A 15150-nucleotide genomic window follows, 5' to 3' on the forward strand; every position below is an offset into this window, starting at 1 on the left:
GCTCCGAATCATAAATTGATGATAAAATCAGAACTGAAGGAAATTAATAAAGTAGAGCAGTTTTTAAAAGAAATATTTGTCTATCATCAACTTCCTGACTCATGTTTCAACAAGGTATTTTTATGTGTATCAGAAGCGGTGAATAATTCCATTATACATGGCAATAAAAAGGTTGCACATAAACAAATAGAAGTTCATATCAATTGTCAGCAAAAAACGGTTGAAGTGATGGTGAGCGACGAAGGTAAAGGTTTTGACATCTCGAAAATTCCGGACCCAACGCAACGCGACAACATTTTAAATGAATCGGGAAGGGGAATTCATATCATTAGATCCATTTCTGATGTGATAGAATTTAACGAGGAAACCAATAGTCTGCATTTTCAAATAAACTGTTCATGAATTCCATCGAATTTTTCTTCGAAGACCTTCAAGCTGTTCAAATTCACGAAAAAATATTACTTTTGCATCTTAATTCATTGATTAAAAATGAGTTAAAACAAATTGGCGATTTGACGGTTATTTTTTGTTCCGATAAATATTTGCTCGAAATGAACAAAGAATACCTTGATCACGATTATTATACTGATATAATAACCTTCGATTATGTTGAAGGAGAGGCGATTTCAGGCGATTTATTCATAAGTCTGGACCGTGTAAAAGAAAATGCCGATAAATTCGGTATTTCCACCTTAAAAGAGCTTTACAGAGTTGTTTTTCATGGTACTTTACACTTGGTTGGCTATAATGATAAAACGGATGAAGAACAAAAAGTGATGAGAGAGAAGGAAAATTATTATTTAAGTGAAGTTGATTTTGGGGGATTGGAATCATGATGCCATTTTATGATGTTATTGTAGTAGGAGGCGGACACGCAGGTTGCGAAGCAGCTGCCGCAGCGGCTAATTTAGGCTCAAAAACTTTGTTGATCACCATGGATATGACAAAGTACGGGCAGATGTCGTGTAACCCGGCCATGGGAGGAATTGCGAAAGGACAAATCGTTCGCGAAATTGATGCTTTAGGCGGATATTCCGGTATAATTGCAGATAAGACCACTATTCAGTTCAGGATGTTAAACCGGTCAAAGGGACCGGCAATGTGGAGTCCGCGTTCACAGAACGATCGCTTTAGATTTACCGAGGAATGGCGGCATATTCTTGAAAAAACTGATAATCTGGATCTTTGGCAGGACGCTGTTATCTCCTTAATTATAGAAGATAAAAAGGTTAAAGGTGTTCGTACCAAAATTGGTATTGAATTCGAATCGAATACTGTTATCCTTACAAATGGTACTTTTTTAAACGGCTTGATGCACATCGGTTCTGCCAAAATGAAAGGAGGACGAATTGGTGAGGCAGCCGCTTATAACATTACTGAACAACTTTTCGATCATGGTTTTAAAACCGGCCGCCTTAAAACGGGTACTCCTGTAAGAATTGATGGCAGAACCATTGATTTCAGCAAGTTAACTGAACAGGAAGGCGATGGAGAATCTGCTATGTTTTCTTATTTACCCGGAACCGAATCACAATTAAAAAAACGTTCGTGCTGGATTACACATACGAGCAAAGACGTTCATTCCGAGCTTGAAAAAGGATTTGATGTTTCTCCGATGTTCGATGGAACCATCCAGGCTGCCGGACCAAGATATTGCCCGAGTATTGAATCAAAACTGGTGACATTTGCAGAGAAAGAGAAACACCAGCTGTTTCTTGAACCCGAAGGTGAAAATACCATTGAATTTTACCTCAACGGTTTCTCCTCTTCTTTGCCGTGGGATGTTCAACTAAAAGGTTTGCATAAGATATCAGGACTGGAAAACGCAAAAATTTTCAGACCCGGATATGCCATTGAATACGACTATTTTGAACCAACACAGTTGTACCATACACTGGAAACAAAGTTTATTAAAAACTTATTTTTTGCCGGTCAGATTAATGGAACAACTGGTTATGAAGAGGCTGGTGCACAGGGTATTATGGCCGGAATTAATGCGCACTTAAAGGCTTCAGAATCAGGTGAGAGCTTTATACTTCAACGCAATGAAGCTTACATTGGAGTTCTTATTGACGACCTCGTAACAAAGGGCGTGGATGAACCCTACCGGATGTTTACGAGCCGTGCTGAATTTAGAATTCTCTTACGCCAGGATAATGCGGATTTCAGACTAACTGAAAAATCTTTCAAGTTGGGATTGGCTTCTGAACAACGCATGAAACTGTTGACTGAAAAATATGAACTGATAAAAGAGATCATTTCCTACACTCGTGATTTCTCTGTAAAACCAAAATTTGTCAATGAATTACTCGTTAGAAAGGGAACAACAGAACTCAAACAAGGCGTTAAGCTAATTGACATAATATTACGCCCACAAATTACTATTTTCGATTTAATAGATGTCATTACTCCTTTCAAAAATTTTCTAGATAAAGTGCCCGAAGAACGTAAAACAGAAATTATACAAGGAGCAGAAATTGCAATAAAATACGAAGGTTACATTAACCGGGAACAAAGTTTGGCAGAAAAGTTAGGCAAGTATGACGAGATCAAAATTGAAAATAAATTTAATTATGAACAGATTAAATCGATCTCGACAGAAGCTCGTCAAAAACTAACAAACATACAACCTAAAACCATTGGTCAGGCAAAACGCATTCCTGGAGTTTCGCCTTCTGATATAAATGTGCTTTTGGTGATGATGGGACGCTAATGTTTCACGTGGAACAATTAATAAAATGGACTTAAAAAAAGAAATCAGAGAAATTCCCGACTACCCTAAAAAGGGAATCAGTTTCAAAGATATCACTACGCTTTTTCAGAATAAATATGCGGTGAAATTTGTAACGCAAACCATAGGTGAGGAATTCAAACAAAAAGGAATTACAAAAGTGATTGGGTTGGAAGCACGTGGTTTTGTCTTTGGTGGTGCAATTGCCAATTATCTCGAAGCCGGATTTGTTCCTGTACGAAAGCAGGGAAAATTGCCTTTTAATATTATCCGTGAAGAATATGAATTGGAGTATGGGAATGACGTGGTGGAAATGCACGCCGATGCTATTTCTGATAATGATGTGGTGTTAATTCATGATGATTTACTGGCCACCGGTGGAACCGCTCTTGCTGCCTTAAAGCTGGCTCAAAAATGCGGTGCAAAAAAAGTGTTTTTTAGTTTTATTTGCGACCTCGAATTTATTGATACACCGAATAAGCAGCTTATAAAAACATACGATCCGCACGTTCTGGTGAAATACAATTAATTGGTGAAGTATACGACCGTAAATAGCAAGCTCGATTATTTAAAATCATTGATAGCGGTGTTGCCTCACCAGCCCGGTATTTATCAGTTTTTCGACGATTCAAATACCATCATTTATATTGGTAAAGCCAAGAATCTAAAAAAACGGGTTTCTTCTTATTTTTCAAAACAGCACGAACATCGAAAAACCGCCTTGTTGGTAAGGAATATTGCCGACATAAAACACATGGTTGTAACTAGTGAGCAGGATGCTTTGTTGTTGGAGAACAACCTCATAAAAAAATACCAGCCACGTTACAATATTCGGCTAAAAGATGATAAAAGCTATCCCTGGATTTGTATAAAAAACGAAACATTCCCGCGTGTATTCAAAACACGAAATCTCATTAAGGATGGATCCAAATATTTTGGGCCTTATACCTCATTTTATACGGTTCAAACGCTTTTGGACATATTTAAAAAAGAATATAAACTCAGGAATTGTAACTACAAATTAACCGATGAAAATATAAACAAGGGGAGGTTTAAGGTGTGTTTGGAATATCATATTGGGAACTGCGAAGGGCCTTGTGAGGGGCTTATCTCCAAAGAAAAGTATGACCAGGGAATCTGCGATATTACCAATATTTTAAAAGGAAACGTGGCAGGTGTTATCAAGCATTTAGAGGATTTAATGGCGGAAAAATCTGCGAGTATGGAGTTTGAAGAGGCCAGTAAAATCAAAGAAAAATACGATTCCTTAAAACGGTATCAGAGCCGGTCAACCGTTGTGTCGCCGGTGATTACAGATGTCGATGTGTATTCGTTTGATGAAAATGAAAAGTTTGCTTTTATCAATTATCTGAAGATTATTAAAGGGGCGATAATTCAGACCTTCACTCTCGAGATCAAGAAAGGATTGGATGAAACCAAAGAAGAACTTTTGCTGGCCGGTATCGTTGATATCAGGCAGAAGATTTTTAGTAATGCTAAAGAAATTCTGGTGTCGTTCAGAATTAAAAATGTGATTGAAGACGTAACTTTCAAAGTCCCACAGCGGGGTGAAAAGAAGCAATTACTGGATCTTTCGCAACGAAATGCCAAGTATTTCAAATTGGAAAAAGAGAAGCAAAACGCTATTAAAAATCCTCAAGAAAGAACTGAACGCATTCTAAGTACCATAAAAAAGGATCTCCAGTTAAAAGAATTACCTGTCAGGATTGAATGTTTCGATAATAGTAACCTGCTAGGATCAAATCCGGTAGCAGCCTGTGTGGTATTTAAAAATGCAAAACCGCTAAAACGCGAGTATCGGCATTTTAATATCAAAACCGTTGAAGGCCCAAACGATTTTGCATCAATGGAAGAAGTGGTTTATCGGCGCTATAAACGGTTAAAGGACGAAGAAAAACCGCTTCCTCAGTTGATTGTTATCGATGGCGGAAAAGGACAACTGAGCGCAGCCGTAAAGGCTTTGCAAAAGTTAAATTTGAGGGGAACAATTACAATTATTGGTATTGCAAAAAGGCTCGAAGAGATTTATTTTCCCGGTGATTCTGTCCCTATTTATATCAATAAAAACTCGGAATCGCTAAAAGTTATTCAGCAACTGAGGGACGAAGCGCATCGTTTTGGAATTACTTTTCATCGGAATAAACGATCCGGCGATTTTATAAGATCTGAATTGACATCGATTGAAGGAGTAGGAGAAAAAACCCTGGAAAAGTTGTTGCGCGAATTTAAATCGGTGAAAAATATTAAAGGGCAACAGGAAGATAAACTTGCTGAAGTAATCGGAAAGGCAAAGGCCAAAACGGTGTTCAATCATTTTAATAAGGATGAGTAAAAAACAAAGGGTTTTGCTCGGAATGAGTGGAGGAGTTGACAGTTCGATGGCAGCTTTACTTCTCCAGAAGCAAGGCTATGAAGTGCTTGGAGTCACCTTTCTTTTTAGTGAGGCAGACGATCATAATCACCATTTTATTGATGATGCCGAACAACTCGCAAATAAACTACAGATTAAACACATTGTTGCAGATTTAAGAGAAGAATTTGAGGAGAAAGTCGTACGGTATTTTATCGATGAATACCTGAAGGGCAGGACTCCTTTTCCCTGCGCTTATTGTAATCCGGAGATGAAGTTTAAGTACCTGATGGAGTTGGCAGATAAGGAAAATTGCGAATACATTGCCACAGGTCATTATGTAAAAACCGGAATGTATAAAGGCAAAAAATACCTTTTTCAAGGTGATGATGAGGATAAAGATCAGACCTTTTTCTTGTGGGGATTAAAAAGAAATATAGTTGATCGTCTATTATTCCCACTTGGAGAATTCAAAAAAAATGAAATTCGAAGCCTCGCCAAAGAAAATGGATTTGAACAGTTATCGGAAAAAAAAGATAGCCTTGGTGTATGTTTTATTGAAGGAAATAACTACCGAAATTTTCTCGAAAAAAAAGGAATTAAATCTGAGCCCGGTAATTATATTTATCATAATGGTGAGATTTTAGGACGCCATAAGGGAATTACAAATTATACCATCGGTCAACGTCGTGGATTAGGCTTAAACCTCAATTTTCCTGTTTTTGTGTCCGAAATTCGTCTAGATGACAATGAAATCGTGTTGTCGAAATACGAGGATTTGTACCGAAATAAGATCAGTATTATAAACTACTATTTTATTGATAAAGAAGTATTTACCGTTAATAAAACATGGATTGTAAAAGTGCGATACCGGCTTCAGGAAACCCCCTGTAAATTGCATATTTTAAATGAGACAAGGGCTGAGGTCGAATTACTAGAATCTGAGGCCATGATTTCGCCGGGACAAACTGCCGTTTTTTATGATGGCGACAGATTGGTGGGGGGAGGATTTATAGAATCGTCGGAATAGATTTTATCGATCGAATTTAAAAAGCCGGTCGATATTTGTCATCACTTTCCAGTAAGCCCAAATAACTGATAAAACGCGAAGCTGCAATTTCACCATTTTCGACAGCAACTTTTACAGCACAACCCGGTTCGTGAGTGTGCGAACAATTGTTGTACTGGCATTTTCCCGAGATCTTAAAAATTTCGACAAAATAGTGAGAAATCTCCCAGGGCTCCATTTCCAGAACACCAAATGCTTTTATCCCCGGAGTGTCGATAATGTAACCGCCAAAATCGAGTTTAAAAAGTTGCGAATAGGTAGTTGTGTGTTTTCCTGTTTTATGTGAATCTGAAATTTCCATCGTTTTCAGATTTAATCCCGGTTGAAGAATATTGATGAGCGTTGACTTTCCAACTCCGCTGTGCCCGTTTACAACATTTGTTTTATGAGTTAGAGCAATTTTCAACTCGTCCATTCCAATTCCCTTTTTGGCGGAAGTAAGCAAACACTTGTAACCAATATTTTCGTACAACTCTTTTATTTCGGTCAATTGTGCCATTTGTCCTTTGTCGTAACGATCGACTTTGTTAAAAACAATCAGCACCGGAATGCGGTAAGCCTCGGCAGAAGCCAGGAAACGGTCGATAAAAGTGGTTGTGGTAACCGGGTAATTCAAGGTAGCAACCAGCACTGCCTGATCGATGTTAGCTGCAATAATATGGGCTTGTTTCGACAGGTTTATGGAACGCCGGATGATGTAGTTTTTTCGTTCTGAAATGGTAGTAATCAGGCCAACCTGCGCCTCTTTTTCGTCGGCAGATACGTTTTGTAATGTAAAACCTACACGATCGCCAACCGCAACAGGATTTGTATTCTTAATACCCTTTATGCGGAATTTACCTTTGATCTTACATTCAAAAGTATCGCCGTTTTCGTCTTCCACGGTGTACCAGCTTCCGGTGGATTTTATGACCAGGCCTTCTTTCAATAGCTACATATTTAAATTACCTGTTGCAATATACGTAATCGAATTAAAATAACTGAAAAAGGGTTTCACTCTGCATGAAACCCTTCGATCGAATTAACAATCAATTTTTATTTTTCACGTGGAACAAATCTTAATCCCACTCTAAAATGATCTTACCACTTTCGCCGGTTTCCATAATATCAAAGGCTTTCTGAAAATTTTCAGCCTTAAAGCGATGCGTGATAATTGGCGTAATATCAAGCCCCGATGTCAACATCATTTCCATGTGGTACCAGGTTTCGTACATCTCACGGCCATAAATTCCTTTAAGCGTCAGCCCTTTAAATATCAGTTTACTCCAGTTGATTTGTGTTTTATCAGGCAGCAAACCAAGCAGGCTGATCTTTCCGCCGTTGTACATATGATTTACCATGTCGTTAAAGGCCACTGGCGATCCCGAGCATTCCAAACCGATATCGAAACCACTGATCATGTGATGCACTTTCATGGCTTCATCAATGCTTTCTTTGGTTGGATCGATTACGCGCGTAGCCCCCATTTTTCGGGCCATATCGCGACGGTATTTGCTCAAATCGGTACCAATGATATTTCGTGCACCTGCAAATTTACAAATGGCTGCAGCCATAGCACCAATCGGGCCACCAATACCTGTAATCAAAACGTCTTCGCCTAAAAGCGGGAAAGATAAAGCAGTATGAGCAGCATTACCCAGCGGATCCATAATGGCCATCATTTCGTCCGAAATACGCTCATCTACATGCAACACGTTTTTCGCCGGAACAGAGATGTATTCAGCAAATCCTCCATCGCGTTGAACCCCAATTCCAATGGTATTGTCGCAAATGTGTTGTCGTCCACGCCTGCAGTTTCTGCAAAAACCACACGAAATATGACCTTCAACGGTTACGCGTTCACCCACTTTTACGCGTTCAACTTCAGAGCCTACTTCCACAACATATCCCATGTATTCGTGCCCGATAGTTACCGGTGTTTTTATGGTTTTTTGCGCCCATTCATCCCATTTATAAATGTGAAGATCAGTTCCGCAAACGGCCGCCTTTTTAACCTGAAGGAGAATATCATTGGGGCCCGGTTTTGGAACAGGAATATCTTCCATCCATAGTCCTCTCTCCGGTTTACTTTTTACGATTGCTTTCATCTGTTCAATTTTCTTGTTATGTTCATCCGTCTACTGATGAAATTACATTCACGAATCCACATAAATTTTAATCGTTCTAATGTGGCTAATTGGAACGATAAAAATTCATGTTCGTTTCATTTTCCAAAGAAGATTTTAAAATAACACATGATTCTTCGGTGCTAATATAAGATAAAACTGTCCGTGAAAATCTAAGGAAAATCAGCTAATTAATATCTGATGGATTTAAATGTTTTGGCGACATAAATTTTACCGGGTACCACGAGGCCAGAAAACCAACGCTCAGAACGGCGACAAATGCCAGAAAAATATCGGGAAGCAGAATTTGTACGGGATACGCTGAAATTACGAACGAGTCGTTTGCACCCGGCAATTTCATTAAGGCAAAACGAATTTGTAACCAGCAAATCAGCACACCCAAAACAGTTCCAATAAGACCGCCAATAAAGGAAATCAGCCAACCTTCGTACAAGAAGATACGATTGATTTTATCTTTCGCCATCCCCATGCTAAGCAGAATGGAAACATCCTTTTTTTTGTCGATATAAAGCATGGTAAGGTTACCGATCATGTTTCCTGACGCCAGCAGTAAAATAAAAACCAGGATAAAATAAACAGCCCATTTTTCCGACTTCATGGTTCTGAATATCAGGTCGTGTTGTTGTTCCTTGTTTTTCACGTGAAACTTTTCACCAACAATCGATTGAATTTTATTCTGAACGTCATCAATATCTGCGTTATTCTGAATATCCAATTCAATTGCTGATATATTATTTCCTGACTCGAATAGTTCGGAAGCAAAGGCATCAGAAACCAGGATGAATTTGGCGTCAATATCTTCCAGTACTGCAAAAACTGCAGAAGGGTAGAGATAATCGTAGTTGATTGAACGCGAAGGATTTAATGATAGTTGACGGCCTTTTTTAGGCACGTACACGTTGATCGGTTCAAGAAATGATACACCAACTCCGAGGTAATTGGCTACTCCCCGGCCAACAACGGCATAATCAATCCCGTCTTTTTCGAGGTAATAACTTCCTTCAATAAGCAGCTTATTAATATTGGTATATTCCGGGTAATTTGGCGGTACTCCCTTTACAGTAGCCGGGTATTGCTGTTTTCCGTATTTCAGCATGGCCACTTCTTCAATTACTTCGGCATATTGTACTACTTCAGTCAAATCCCTGATGGCATTGGTGTTAATTGTTGAGGGATCAAACATTTTACCTTCAACCGGAGTGATTTTCAAATCGGGATCGAAATCGCTGTAAAAAACACCGATCAGTTGTGTGAAACCGTTCATTACCGATACGATAATAATGATGGCCATGGTTCCGACGATAATGCCGGCCATGGAAATACCTGAAATGATATTAATAATGTTCTGTTTCTTTTTTGAAACGAGGTATCGCTTGGCAATATAAAACGGTAAATTCACCCGAAGAGTTTTTGTAATCGAACGTTTAAGTTCGCATATTATTGGTTCAGGAATCGAGCAGTTTATCAATGTTGTCGATGTAGTCCAGGCTGTCATCGATGTAAAACTCCAGTTCCGGAATTACCCGAAGACTTTTGCCCAGTTTTCGACCCAAATCACCTCGTAACTGGCTGCTATGTATACGTATATCTTCAAGTATTTCCTGTGCAAATTCTGAGGGAAAGACACTAAGATAAACACGTGCTATTCCCATATCTTTTGTTACACGCACAACGGTTACACTGATCAGTTTTCCTGAAAAACGGGATTTATTCAGCTTTAAAAGAATATCGGCCATTTCGCGCTGGATCAGGCGGGCAATTTTATTTTGCCGGGTGCTGTATTGTTCCATAATTGTATTTTATTGGTTCAAAATTAATTTAAAATGCCGAATACCGGAATTTATTTACCTCTAGCCTTGGTTGAATGCCGCGGTATTCTGTGAACAACCTCAAAATTATTACCTTTAAATCAACAATAAAACACAATTTATGACATATTTAGCTGACGATCGTCGTTATGATACCATGAAATATAACCGATGCGGAAAATGGGGCTTAAAACTGTCTGCTGTTTCGCTGGGTTTATGGCACAATTTCGGAGGAATAGATGTATTCGAAAATGGCCGGGCAATGTTGCACCGAGCTTTCGATCTGGGAATCACACACTTTGATCTGGCGAATAATTATGGTCCTCCTCCGGGATCGGCTGAAGAGAATTTTGGCAAAATTTTGAAGCAAGATTTTAAGGCTTATCGCGACGAACTGATCATTTCGTCGAAAGCTGGTTACCTGATGTGGCCCGGACCTTATGGCGAGTGGGGAAGCAGAAAGTATGTGCTGGCCAGCCTCGACCAGAGTTTAAAACGGATGGGGCTTGAATATGTCGATATCTTTTATTCGCACCGACCAGATCCGGATACGCCGCTTGAAGAAACCATGATGGCGCTCGACCGCGCTGTTCGATCGGGAAAAGCTCTTTATGTTGGTATTTCAAATTATCCGGCTGATATGGCCCGCGAAGCCGCGAAAATTCTGCGTGAACTGGGCACTCCTTGTTTAATCCATCAACTCAGGTATTCGATGTTTGAGCGCTGGGTAGAAGATGAATTACTTGATGTATTGGAACAGGAAGGAATTGGTTGTATTCCGTTTTCGCCACTCGCGCAGGGCTTGCTAACCAATAAATACATCGACGGTATTCCCGAAGGATCGAGAGCAGCACGTGAAGTTTTCCTCAAGAAAGAACATGTTGATTTGGCACATGGAAAGATTGTTCAACTGAATGAAATTGCTATGCAGCGCGGGCAATCGTTGGCCCAAATGGCGCTGTCGTGGGTATTGCGCGATAAACGAATTACTTCGGTTTTAATTGGAGCGAGTTCGGCAAAACAGATCGAACAAAACGTAGAGGCACTGAATAAACTGGCGTTTTTCGAGGAAGAATTAACGATGATTGAAGAAGTGCTTAAAGCTTAAAATTGAAATTAACAGACATAAAAAAAGCTTGCCAAAGGGCAAGCTTTTCTTTTGATTATAGTACATGAATTACATTCCAAATAATTTTTCCACTCCCCAAAAGAGCGCGAAAATAATTGCCATTCCGGCAATCGCACCTGCTGCCAGCGTGAACATCATGTCCCGTGGTAGCATTTTCTTCTCATTCTCAGGATTTGTCTTTATAACAATCTGATTCTGATTTGTTTGTGTTTCCATTTGTTTCTATTTATTATTCCGAATATTGTTTTCGTTTTCCTATTCTACTCTTCGGAAATATTATTGCTTTATTTGCCTTCTTTTAAATAAAAGACTAAAAAGTCTGTTGCAAATATACGCCTTTTGAAGTAAACATGCTTTTTAACATGTGCTTATTTCCCTGTTTGTTAAATTGGTGTTAACGTGATGATTACAAAATTTTACTGTTCGGTTTACAAAAAGCATCGACTTTTAAAATGAAAATAATAAGCCCTGGAACACCCATAAAAGGTGTTAGAACAGTGAAGCTTTACCGATAAATTATTCGAAGAATTTAATAATTATGAAGCCGATTCGAATTGTTTCAGGAAACGGACATCGTTTTCAAAGAAATGACGAATATCTTTTATGCCATAGCGCAACATTGTAATTCGTTCAATTCCCATTCCGAATGCAAATCCGGTGTATTTCCGGCTGTCGATATTGCACAATTCCAGTACGTTCGGATCCACCATTCCGCAGCCCAGGATTTCGAGCCAGCCGGTGTATTTACATACGTTACAGCCTTCGCCACCACAAATCGAACAACTTACATCCATTTCGGCGCTGGGTTCGGTAAACGGAAAGTATGAAGGGCGCAGCCTGATCTTAGTGTCCTCGCCAAACAATTCTTTGGCAAATTGAAGGAGTGTTTGTTTCAGGTCGGCAAACGAAACGTTCTCGTCCACGTACAAACCTTCAATCTGGTGGAAAATGCAGTGTGAACGTGCAGAAATGGCTTCATTACGAAAAACACGTCCCGGGAAGATCATGCGGATTGGTGGCTGTGTTCTTTCCATCACACGGATCTGTACGCTTGAAGTGTGTGTGCGCAATAAAACGTCCGGATCTTTTTCAATAAAAAAAGTGTCCTGCATGTCGCGGGCAGGATGTTCCGGCGGGAAGTTCAGTGCCGAGAATACGTGCCAGTCGTCTTCAATTTCAGGACCTTCCGCTACCGTAAAACCAAGGCGGGCAAAAGTACCGATGATCTCGTTTTTCACCAGCGAAAGCGGATGGCGTGTACCCAGTTTCATCGACTCACCTGGCATGGTCAGATCTAGACCCGACTTCTCGTCGGCTCCTTTTTCGAACCCATCTTTAAGTGAATTGATTTTATCTAGCGCAAAGTTTTTCAGTGTGTTAATCGCCTGTCCAACTTCTTTTTTCTGCTCTGGCGGAACATTTTTAAAGTCGTTGAACAACTGACTGATCTGCCCTTTTTTACTAATGTATTTTATACGCAGCTCCTCAACTTCTTCTTTGCTCGAAGCCACTACTTTGTCAATCTCTTCCTGTAATGCCTTGATCTTATCTAACATTATCGCCTGTTTAAATGAACGGCAAAGATAATCAATCCAATTCAAACAAACAGAATTGAAAAGCCAGGCATAAATACCTAAATTAACATTGATTTGCCGGAGAACGGCTTTTTGTATACTTTTGCGCCGGAAATTTGGTCCCGTAGTTCAACGGATAGAATAGCAGTTTCCTAAACTGTAGATATGGGTTCGATTCCCGTCGGGACTACTTTTATATTTGTTTTAAGGCTGAAAGAGAGGATTTTAAGTTCTCTCTTTTTTGTTTTTAGTCAACCATTAGTCAACGGATTCGAAATTTTCTATTTTCTGTCGATATTTGATATCAAATATCAAATTCAAATGAAAAAGACATTTACCCGACAAGAACTTTATGAATTAGTGTGGTCGGAATCCATGGTTCAATTATCAAAGTGATTTAATATTTCAGATGTAGGTTTAAGAAAAATCTGCAACCGAATGAATATTCCAACTCCAAAGATAGGATACTGGGCAAAACTACAACATGGATATAAGGTTGTAAAGGAAAAACTTCGCAAAACAGAAAGAAAGGATTTTTGGACAAATCCATACGAACCGAAGGGAACTCTGGCGATTTTTGTTGACCGTTGGGTAAACACAGAATACAAAGATGGAAAACAGCAACTTGAAGATCAGCTTTCCAGAATTGTCGCCGTGATTGAATTAAGAGGAGAGGAAAGTAGAATAAGGCGAGAACAAAGAGAAGAAGAAGAAAGGCAGATTGAAATTCGACGTCAAAAACACGAGGAGCGTGAGGATAAAATGGATGCAGAACTTGTTTCCTTCAGGAGTTTGCTTTTAGATTCACAAAGATGGCATAAGGCAGAGAATCTCAGGAATTATATAAACAGGTATGAAGAGAAGGCTTTGAAAAATGATGTAAAACTTCAAGACTGGTTAGCCTGGGCACGAAGGAAGGCTGATTGGTATGATCCATTTATTGAGGCTGAAGATAATCTTTTATATGATGTCGATAGAGAACTCTTAAAACGTAACAGGATTCCTTTCGATAAATGGAGCTAATTCATTTAACATGCTTAAAGATGATTGTTCCTCTTCAAAATCAAAAGGAATAGCATCAATAAACAAGTTAGATTCAAATTTAAAATGTAATGAATTTGTAAAGGTTTCTGACTTGGGATAGATTAAAACCAGGTGAATGTTTTCGTCATAGTTTTGGTACTTTTTTCCGTACGCATATAGTTGATACATGTCTGATTGTGAGATGTTATAATTGATTTTAGGTAAATCCTCGTTTATCAATTTCCATTTTGTATCAGCAATGGTTGTATTTGTAGCTGTTTTAATAACTATATCTGGTTTTAGCCTGAATTTGTCAGTATCAAGGCCCAGATCATGCAAAAGATAATGTTTACGGTCCTGAATACTTACCTCCCAGTTACTATCAAACTGTTTAATTCGATATGCCGCATACGACTCAAATAATGTTTCCATTGGAAACAAAATGGCAGTATTGAGGTGATTGCCATTGTAACTTAGGAATGACTTATTTAATAAGAACACTTTAGCCCATTGAAGAACAGTTTGATAATGTGAAAATAACCTACTTTGGCCATTTATTTTTAAAAGATCCTTTTCTATATTTGGCGGCATCCTCACATCTTCAAATAGCGATAACAGGTTTTGTATTTCGCTAATGTTTTTGGAGGAACGACTTTTCTCTTTTAGATAAATAAGCGTAGCCTTTAGTATTCTGTTTTGTGGTATGTCAGCATTGTATTCATCGTACTGAACAAAAAACTTTTCACGATGTGATAGGTTGTGTTTTAGGTTATCAGTAAAAAGAAGTCTTCCTTTTAGAAATCTTTGATTTCTGTTTAATGAATTATAGAAATGCTTAATTCCTTTTTTTAAAAGCAGCTCCATTTCCATAATAAATACAGCGATAAAAACCTCTATAATTGGGACCTTACTTGCTTTTAGGTGGGCTTGGTCAATACTTTTAAAAGGAGCATTACGAAGGGTACGCAACATTTTAAAGAGTAGCGTTTTGCTTTTGCTTTTTTTCTCAATGTCAGTTAATGATTTGTCGTTGTATATTTTAGGAAGAACTTCAATTACAGTACCTCTACGAGTCTCGAGAACACCCACAAAATTTTTAACCCGAATAAAATCTTTTCCCCTTTTTCGGTGAAATGAGAATGCTTGTTCAACCTCAGAGTTTGTATCATTATTTTCGGCTACAAAGCCTACTAAGTTTTGAAATGATGCACCATCAAGATAGATACAATCAAAAGTTTCTTGGATACTATCATTAACAAAGTCTTTCTTGTTCCAGATTGTCCCGAACTCTGAAATTTGTTTTATTTGCCTCACCCTTT

15 protein-coding genes and 1 tRNA gene are annotated in these 15150 nt (G+C 38.7%); 9 read left to right on the forward strand and 7 right to left on the reverse strand.

From position 1 onward, the window contains the following. Positions 1-18: 18 nt before the first annotated feature. Genes WFY05_RS06500 through mnmA form a run of 6 tightly spaced genes read left to right on the forward strand, consistent with a single transcriptional unit; the run spans position 19 to position 6132 of the window. Entirely contained in the window at positions 19-402 is a 384-nt protein-coding gene (locus WFY05_RS06500) for an ATP-binding protein (protein WP_340111953.1), read from the forward strand. Next, positions 399-836, forward strand: coding sequence for an rRNA maturation RNase YbeY (gene ybeY, locus WFY05_RS06505; RefSeq protein ID WP_340111954.1), 438 nt, complete (start codon positions 399-401; stop codon positions 834-836). The genes WFY05_RS06500 and ybeY overlap by 4 nt, the downstream gene beginning before the upstream one ends. Further along, on the forward strand, positions 833-2713 hold the full coding sequence (gene mnmG / locus WFY05_RS06510; RefSeq protein WP_340111955.1) for a tRNA uridine-5-carboxymethylaminomethyl(34) synthesis enzyme MnmG: 1881 nt from the start codon (positions 833-835) through the stop codon (positions 2711-2713). The genes ybeY and mnmG overlap by 4 nt, the downstream gene beginning before the upstream one ends. Before the next feature lie 25 nt (positions 2714-2738). Then, positions 2739-3260, forward strand: coding sequence for an adenine phosphoribosyltransferase (locus WFY05_RS06515; RefSeq protein ID WP_340111956.1), 522 nt, complete (start codon positions 2739-2741; stop codon positions 3258-3260). Positions 3261-3263: 3 nt separating this feature from the next. Further along, positions 3264-5084, forward strand: a complete 1821-nt coding sequence (gene uvrC / locus WFY05_RS06520) for an excinuclease ABC subunit UvrC (protein ID WP_340111957.1) — start codon at positions 3264-3266, stop codon at positions 5082-5084. Next, a complete protein-coding gene (mnmA, locus tag WFY05_RS06525; RefSeq protein WP_340111958.1) occupies positions 5077-6132 on the forward strand; it encodes a tRNA 2-thiouridine(34) synthase MnmA in 1056 nt (351 codons plus the stop codon). The genes uvrC and mnmA overlap by 8 nt, the downstream gene beginning before the upstream one ends. Before the next feature lie 16 nt (positions 6133-6148). Here the strand turns inward: mnmA and rsgA are convergent, their stop codons facing one another. The 4 genes from rsgA to rbfA form a co-directional block, all read right to left on the reverse strand. Continuing rightward, a complete protein-coding gene (gene rsgA / locus WFY05_RS06530) occupies positions 6149-7099 on the reverse strand; it encodes a ribosome small subunit-dependent GTPase A (RefSeq protein ID WP_340111959.1) in 951 nt (316 codons plus the stop codon). Positions 7100-7229: 130 nt separating this feature from the next. Next, positions 7230-8258 (reverse strand): L-threonine 3-dehydrogenase, encoded by a 1029-nt coding sequence (gene tdh, locus WFY05_RS06535; protein ID WP_340111960.1) that lies wholly within the window; start codon positions 8256-8258, stop codon positions 7230-7232. A gap of 205 nt (positions 8259-8463) precedes the next feature. After that, a complete protein-coding gene (locus WFY05_RS06540; protein ID WP_340111961.1) occupies positions 8464-9696 on the reverse strand; it encodes an ABC transporter permease in 1233 nt (410 codons plus the stop codon). A 46-nt stretch (positions 9697-9742) separates the two neighbouring features. Next, positions 9743-10087 carry a 30S ribosome-binding factor RbfA gene (gene rbfA / locus WFY05_RS06545; RefSeq protein WP_340111962.1) on the reverse strand — a complete coding sequence of 115 codons (345 nt, stop codon included), beginning with the start codon at positions 10085-10087 and terminating at the stop codon, positions 9743-9745. A gap of 139 nt (positions 10088-10226) precedes the next feature. Between rbfA and mgrA the strand changes: the two genes are divergently transcribed. Then, complete coding sequence (mgrA, locus tag WFY05_RS06550; RefSeq protein WP_340111963.1) at positions 10227-11213, forward strand: L-glyceraldehyde 3-phosphate reductase; 987 nt, start codon at positions 10227-10229, stop codon at positions 11211-11213. 69 nt (positions 11214-11282) lie between these two features. Here mgrA and WFY05_RS06555 read toward each other — a convergent pair whose 3' ends face one another. Both WFY05_RS06555 and pheS read right to left on the reverse strand, forming a co-directional pair. After that, positions 11283-11450, reverse strand: coding sequence for a hypothetical protein (locus WFY05_RS06555; RefSeq protein ID WP_340111964.1), 168 nt, complete (start codon positions 11448-11450; stop codon positions 11283-11285). A 320-nt stretch (positions 11451-11770) separates the two neighbouring features. Beyond that, the gene (pheS, locus tag WFY05_RS06560; RefSeq protein WP_340111965.1) at positions 11771-12790 is read right to left on the reverse strand and encodes a phenylalanine--tRNA ligase subunit alpha; all 1020 of its coding nucleotides are present in this window, start codon (positions 12788-12790) and stop codon (positions 11771-11773) included. A 136-nt stretch (positions 12791-12926) separates the two neighbouring features. On the opposite strand from pheS, the gene WFY05_RS06565 reads away from it, so the two are divergent. Together WFY05_RS06565 and WFY05_RS06570 are read left to right on the forward strand one after the other, a co-directional pair. Beyond that, positions 12927-12998: transfer RNA gene (locus WFY05_RS06565), tRNA-Arg, on the forward strand. A 248-nt stretch (positions 12999-13246) separates the two neighbouring features. Next, on the forward strand, positions 13247-13831 hold the full coding sequence (locus WFY05_RS06570) for a hypothetical protein (protein WP_340111966.1): 585 nt from the start codon (positions 13247-13249) through the stop codon (positions 13829-13831). Here WFY05_RS06570 and WFY05_RS06575 read toward each other — a convergent pair. Further along, entirely contained in the window at positions 13793-15145 is a 1353-nt protein-coding gene (locus WFY05_RS06575; protein ID WP_340111967.1) for an McrC family protein, read from the reverse strand. The two genes, WFY05_RS06570 and WFY05_RS06575, sit on opposite strands and share 39 nt — an antisense overlap. Positions 15146-15150: the final 5 nt, after the last annotated feature.

It is taken from the genome of Maribellus mangrovi (assembly GCF_037646455.1).
Taxonomy (GTDB): Bacteria; Bacteroidota; Bacteroidia; order Bacteroidales; family Prolixibacteraceae; genus Draconibacterium; species Draconibacterium mangrovi_A.

Bases quoted from the DNA above. Each gene is read 5' to 3' on its own strand.
- WFY05_RS06500 (WP_340111953.1), top strand. From the start codon at position 19: ATGATAAAATCAGAACTGAAGGAAATTAATAAAGTAGAGCAGTTTTTA.
- ybeY (WP_340111954.1), top strand. From the start codon at position 399: ATGAATTCCATCGAATTTTTCTTCGAAGACCTTCAAGCTGTTCAAATT.
- mnmG (WP_340111955.1), top strand. From the start codon at position 833: ATGATGCCATTTTATGATGTTATTGTAGTAGGAGGCGGACACGCAGGT.
- WFY05_RS06515 (WP_340111956.1), top strand. From the start codon at position 2,739: ATGGACTTAAAAAAAGAAATCAGAGAAATTCCCGACTACCCTAAAAAG.
- mnmA (WP_340111958.1), top strand. From the start codon at position 5,077: ATGAGTAAAAAACAAAGGGTTTTGCTCGGAATGAGTGGAGGAGTTGAC.
- tdh (WP_340111960.1), bottom strand. From the start codon at position 8,258: ATGAAAGCAATCGTAAAAAGTAAACCGGAGAGAGGACTATGGATGGAA.
- rbfA (WP_340111962.1), bottom strand. From the start codon at position 10,087: ATGGAACAATACAGCACCCGGCAAAATAAAATTGCCCGCCTGATCCAG.
- mgrA (WP_340111963.1), top strand. From the start codon at position 10,227: ATGACATATTTAGCTGACGATCGTCGTTATGATACCATGAAATATAAC.
- WFY05_RS06555 (WP_340111964.1), bottom strand. From the start codon at position 11,450: ATGGAAACACAAACAAATCAGAATCAGATTGTTATAAAGACAAATCCT.
- pheS (WP_340111965.1), bottom strand. From the start codon at position 12,790: ATGTTAGATAAGATCAAGGCATTACAGGAAGAGATTGACAAAGTAGTG.
- WFY05_RS06570 (WP_340111966.1), top strand. From the start codon at position 13,247: ATGAATATTCCAACTCCAAAGATAGGATACTGGGCAAAACTACAACAT.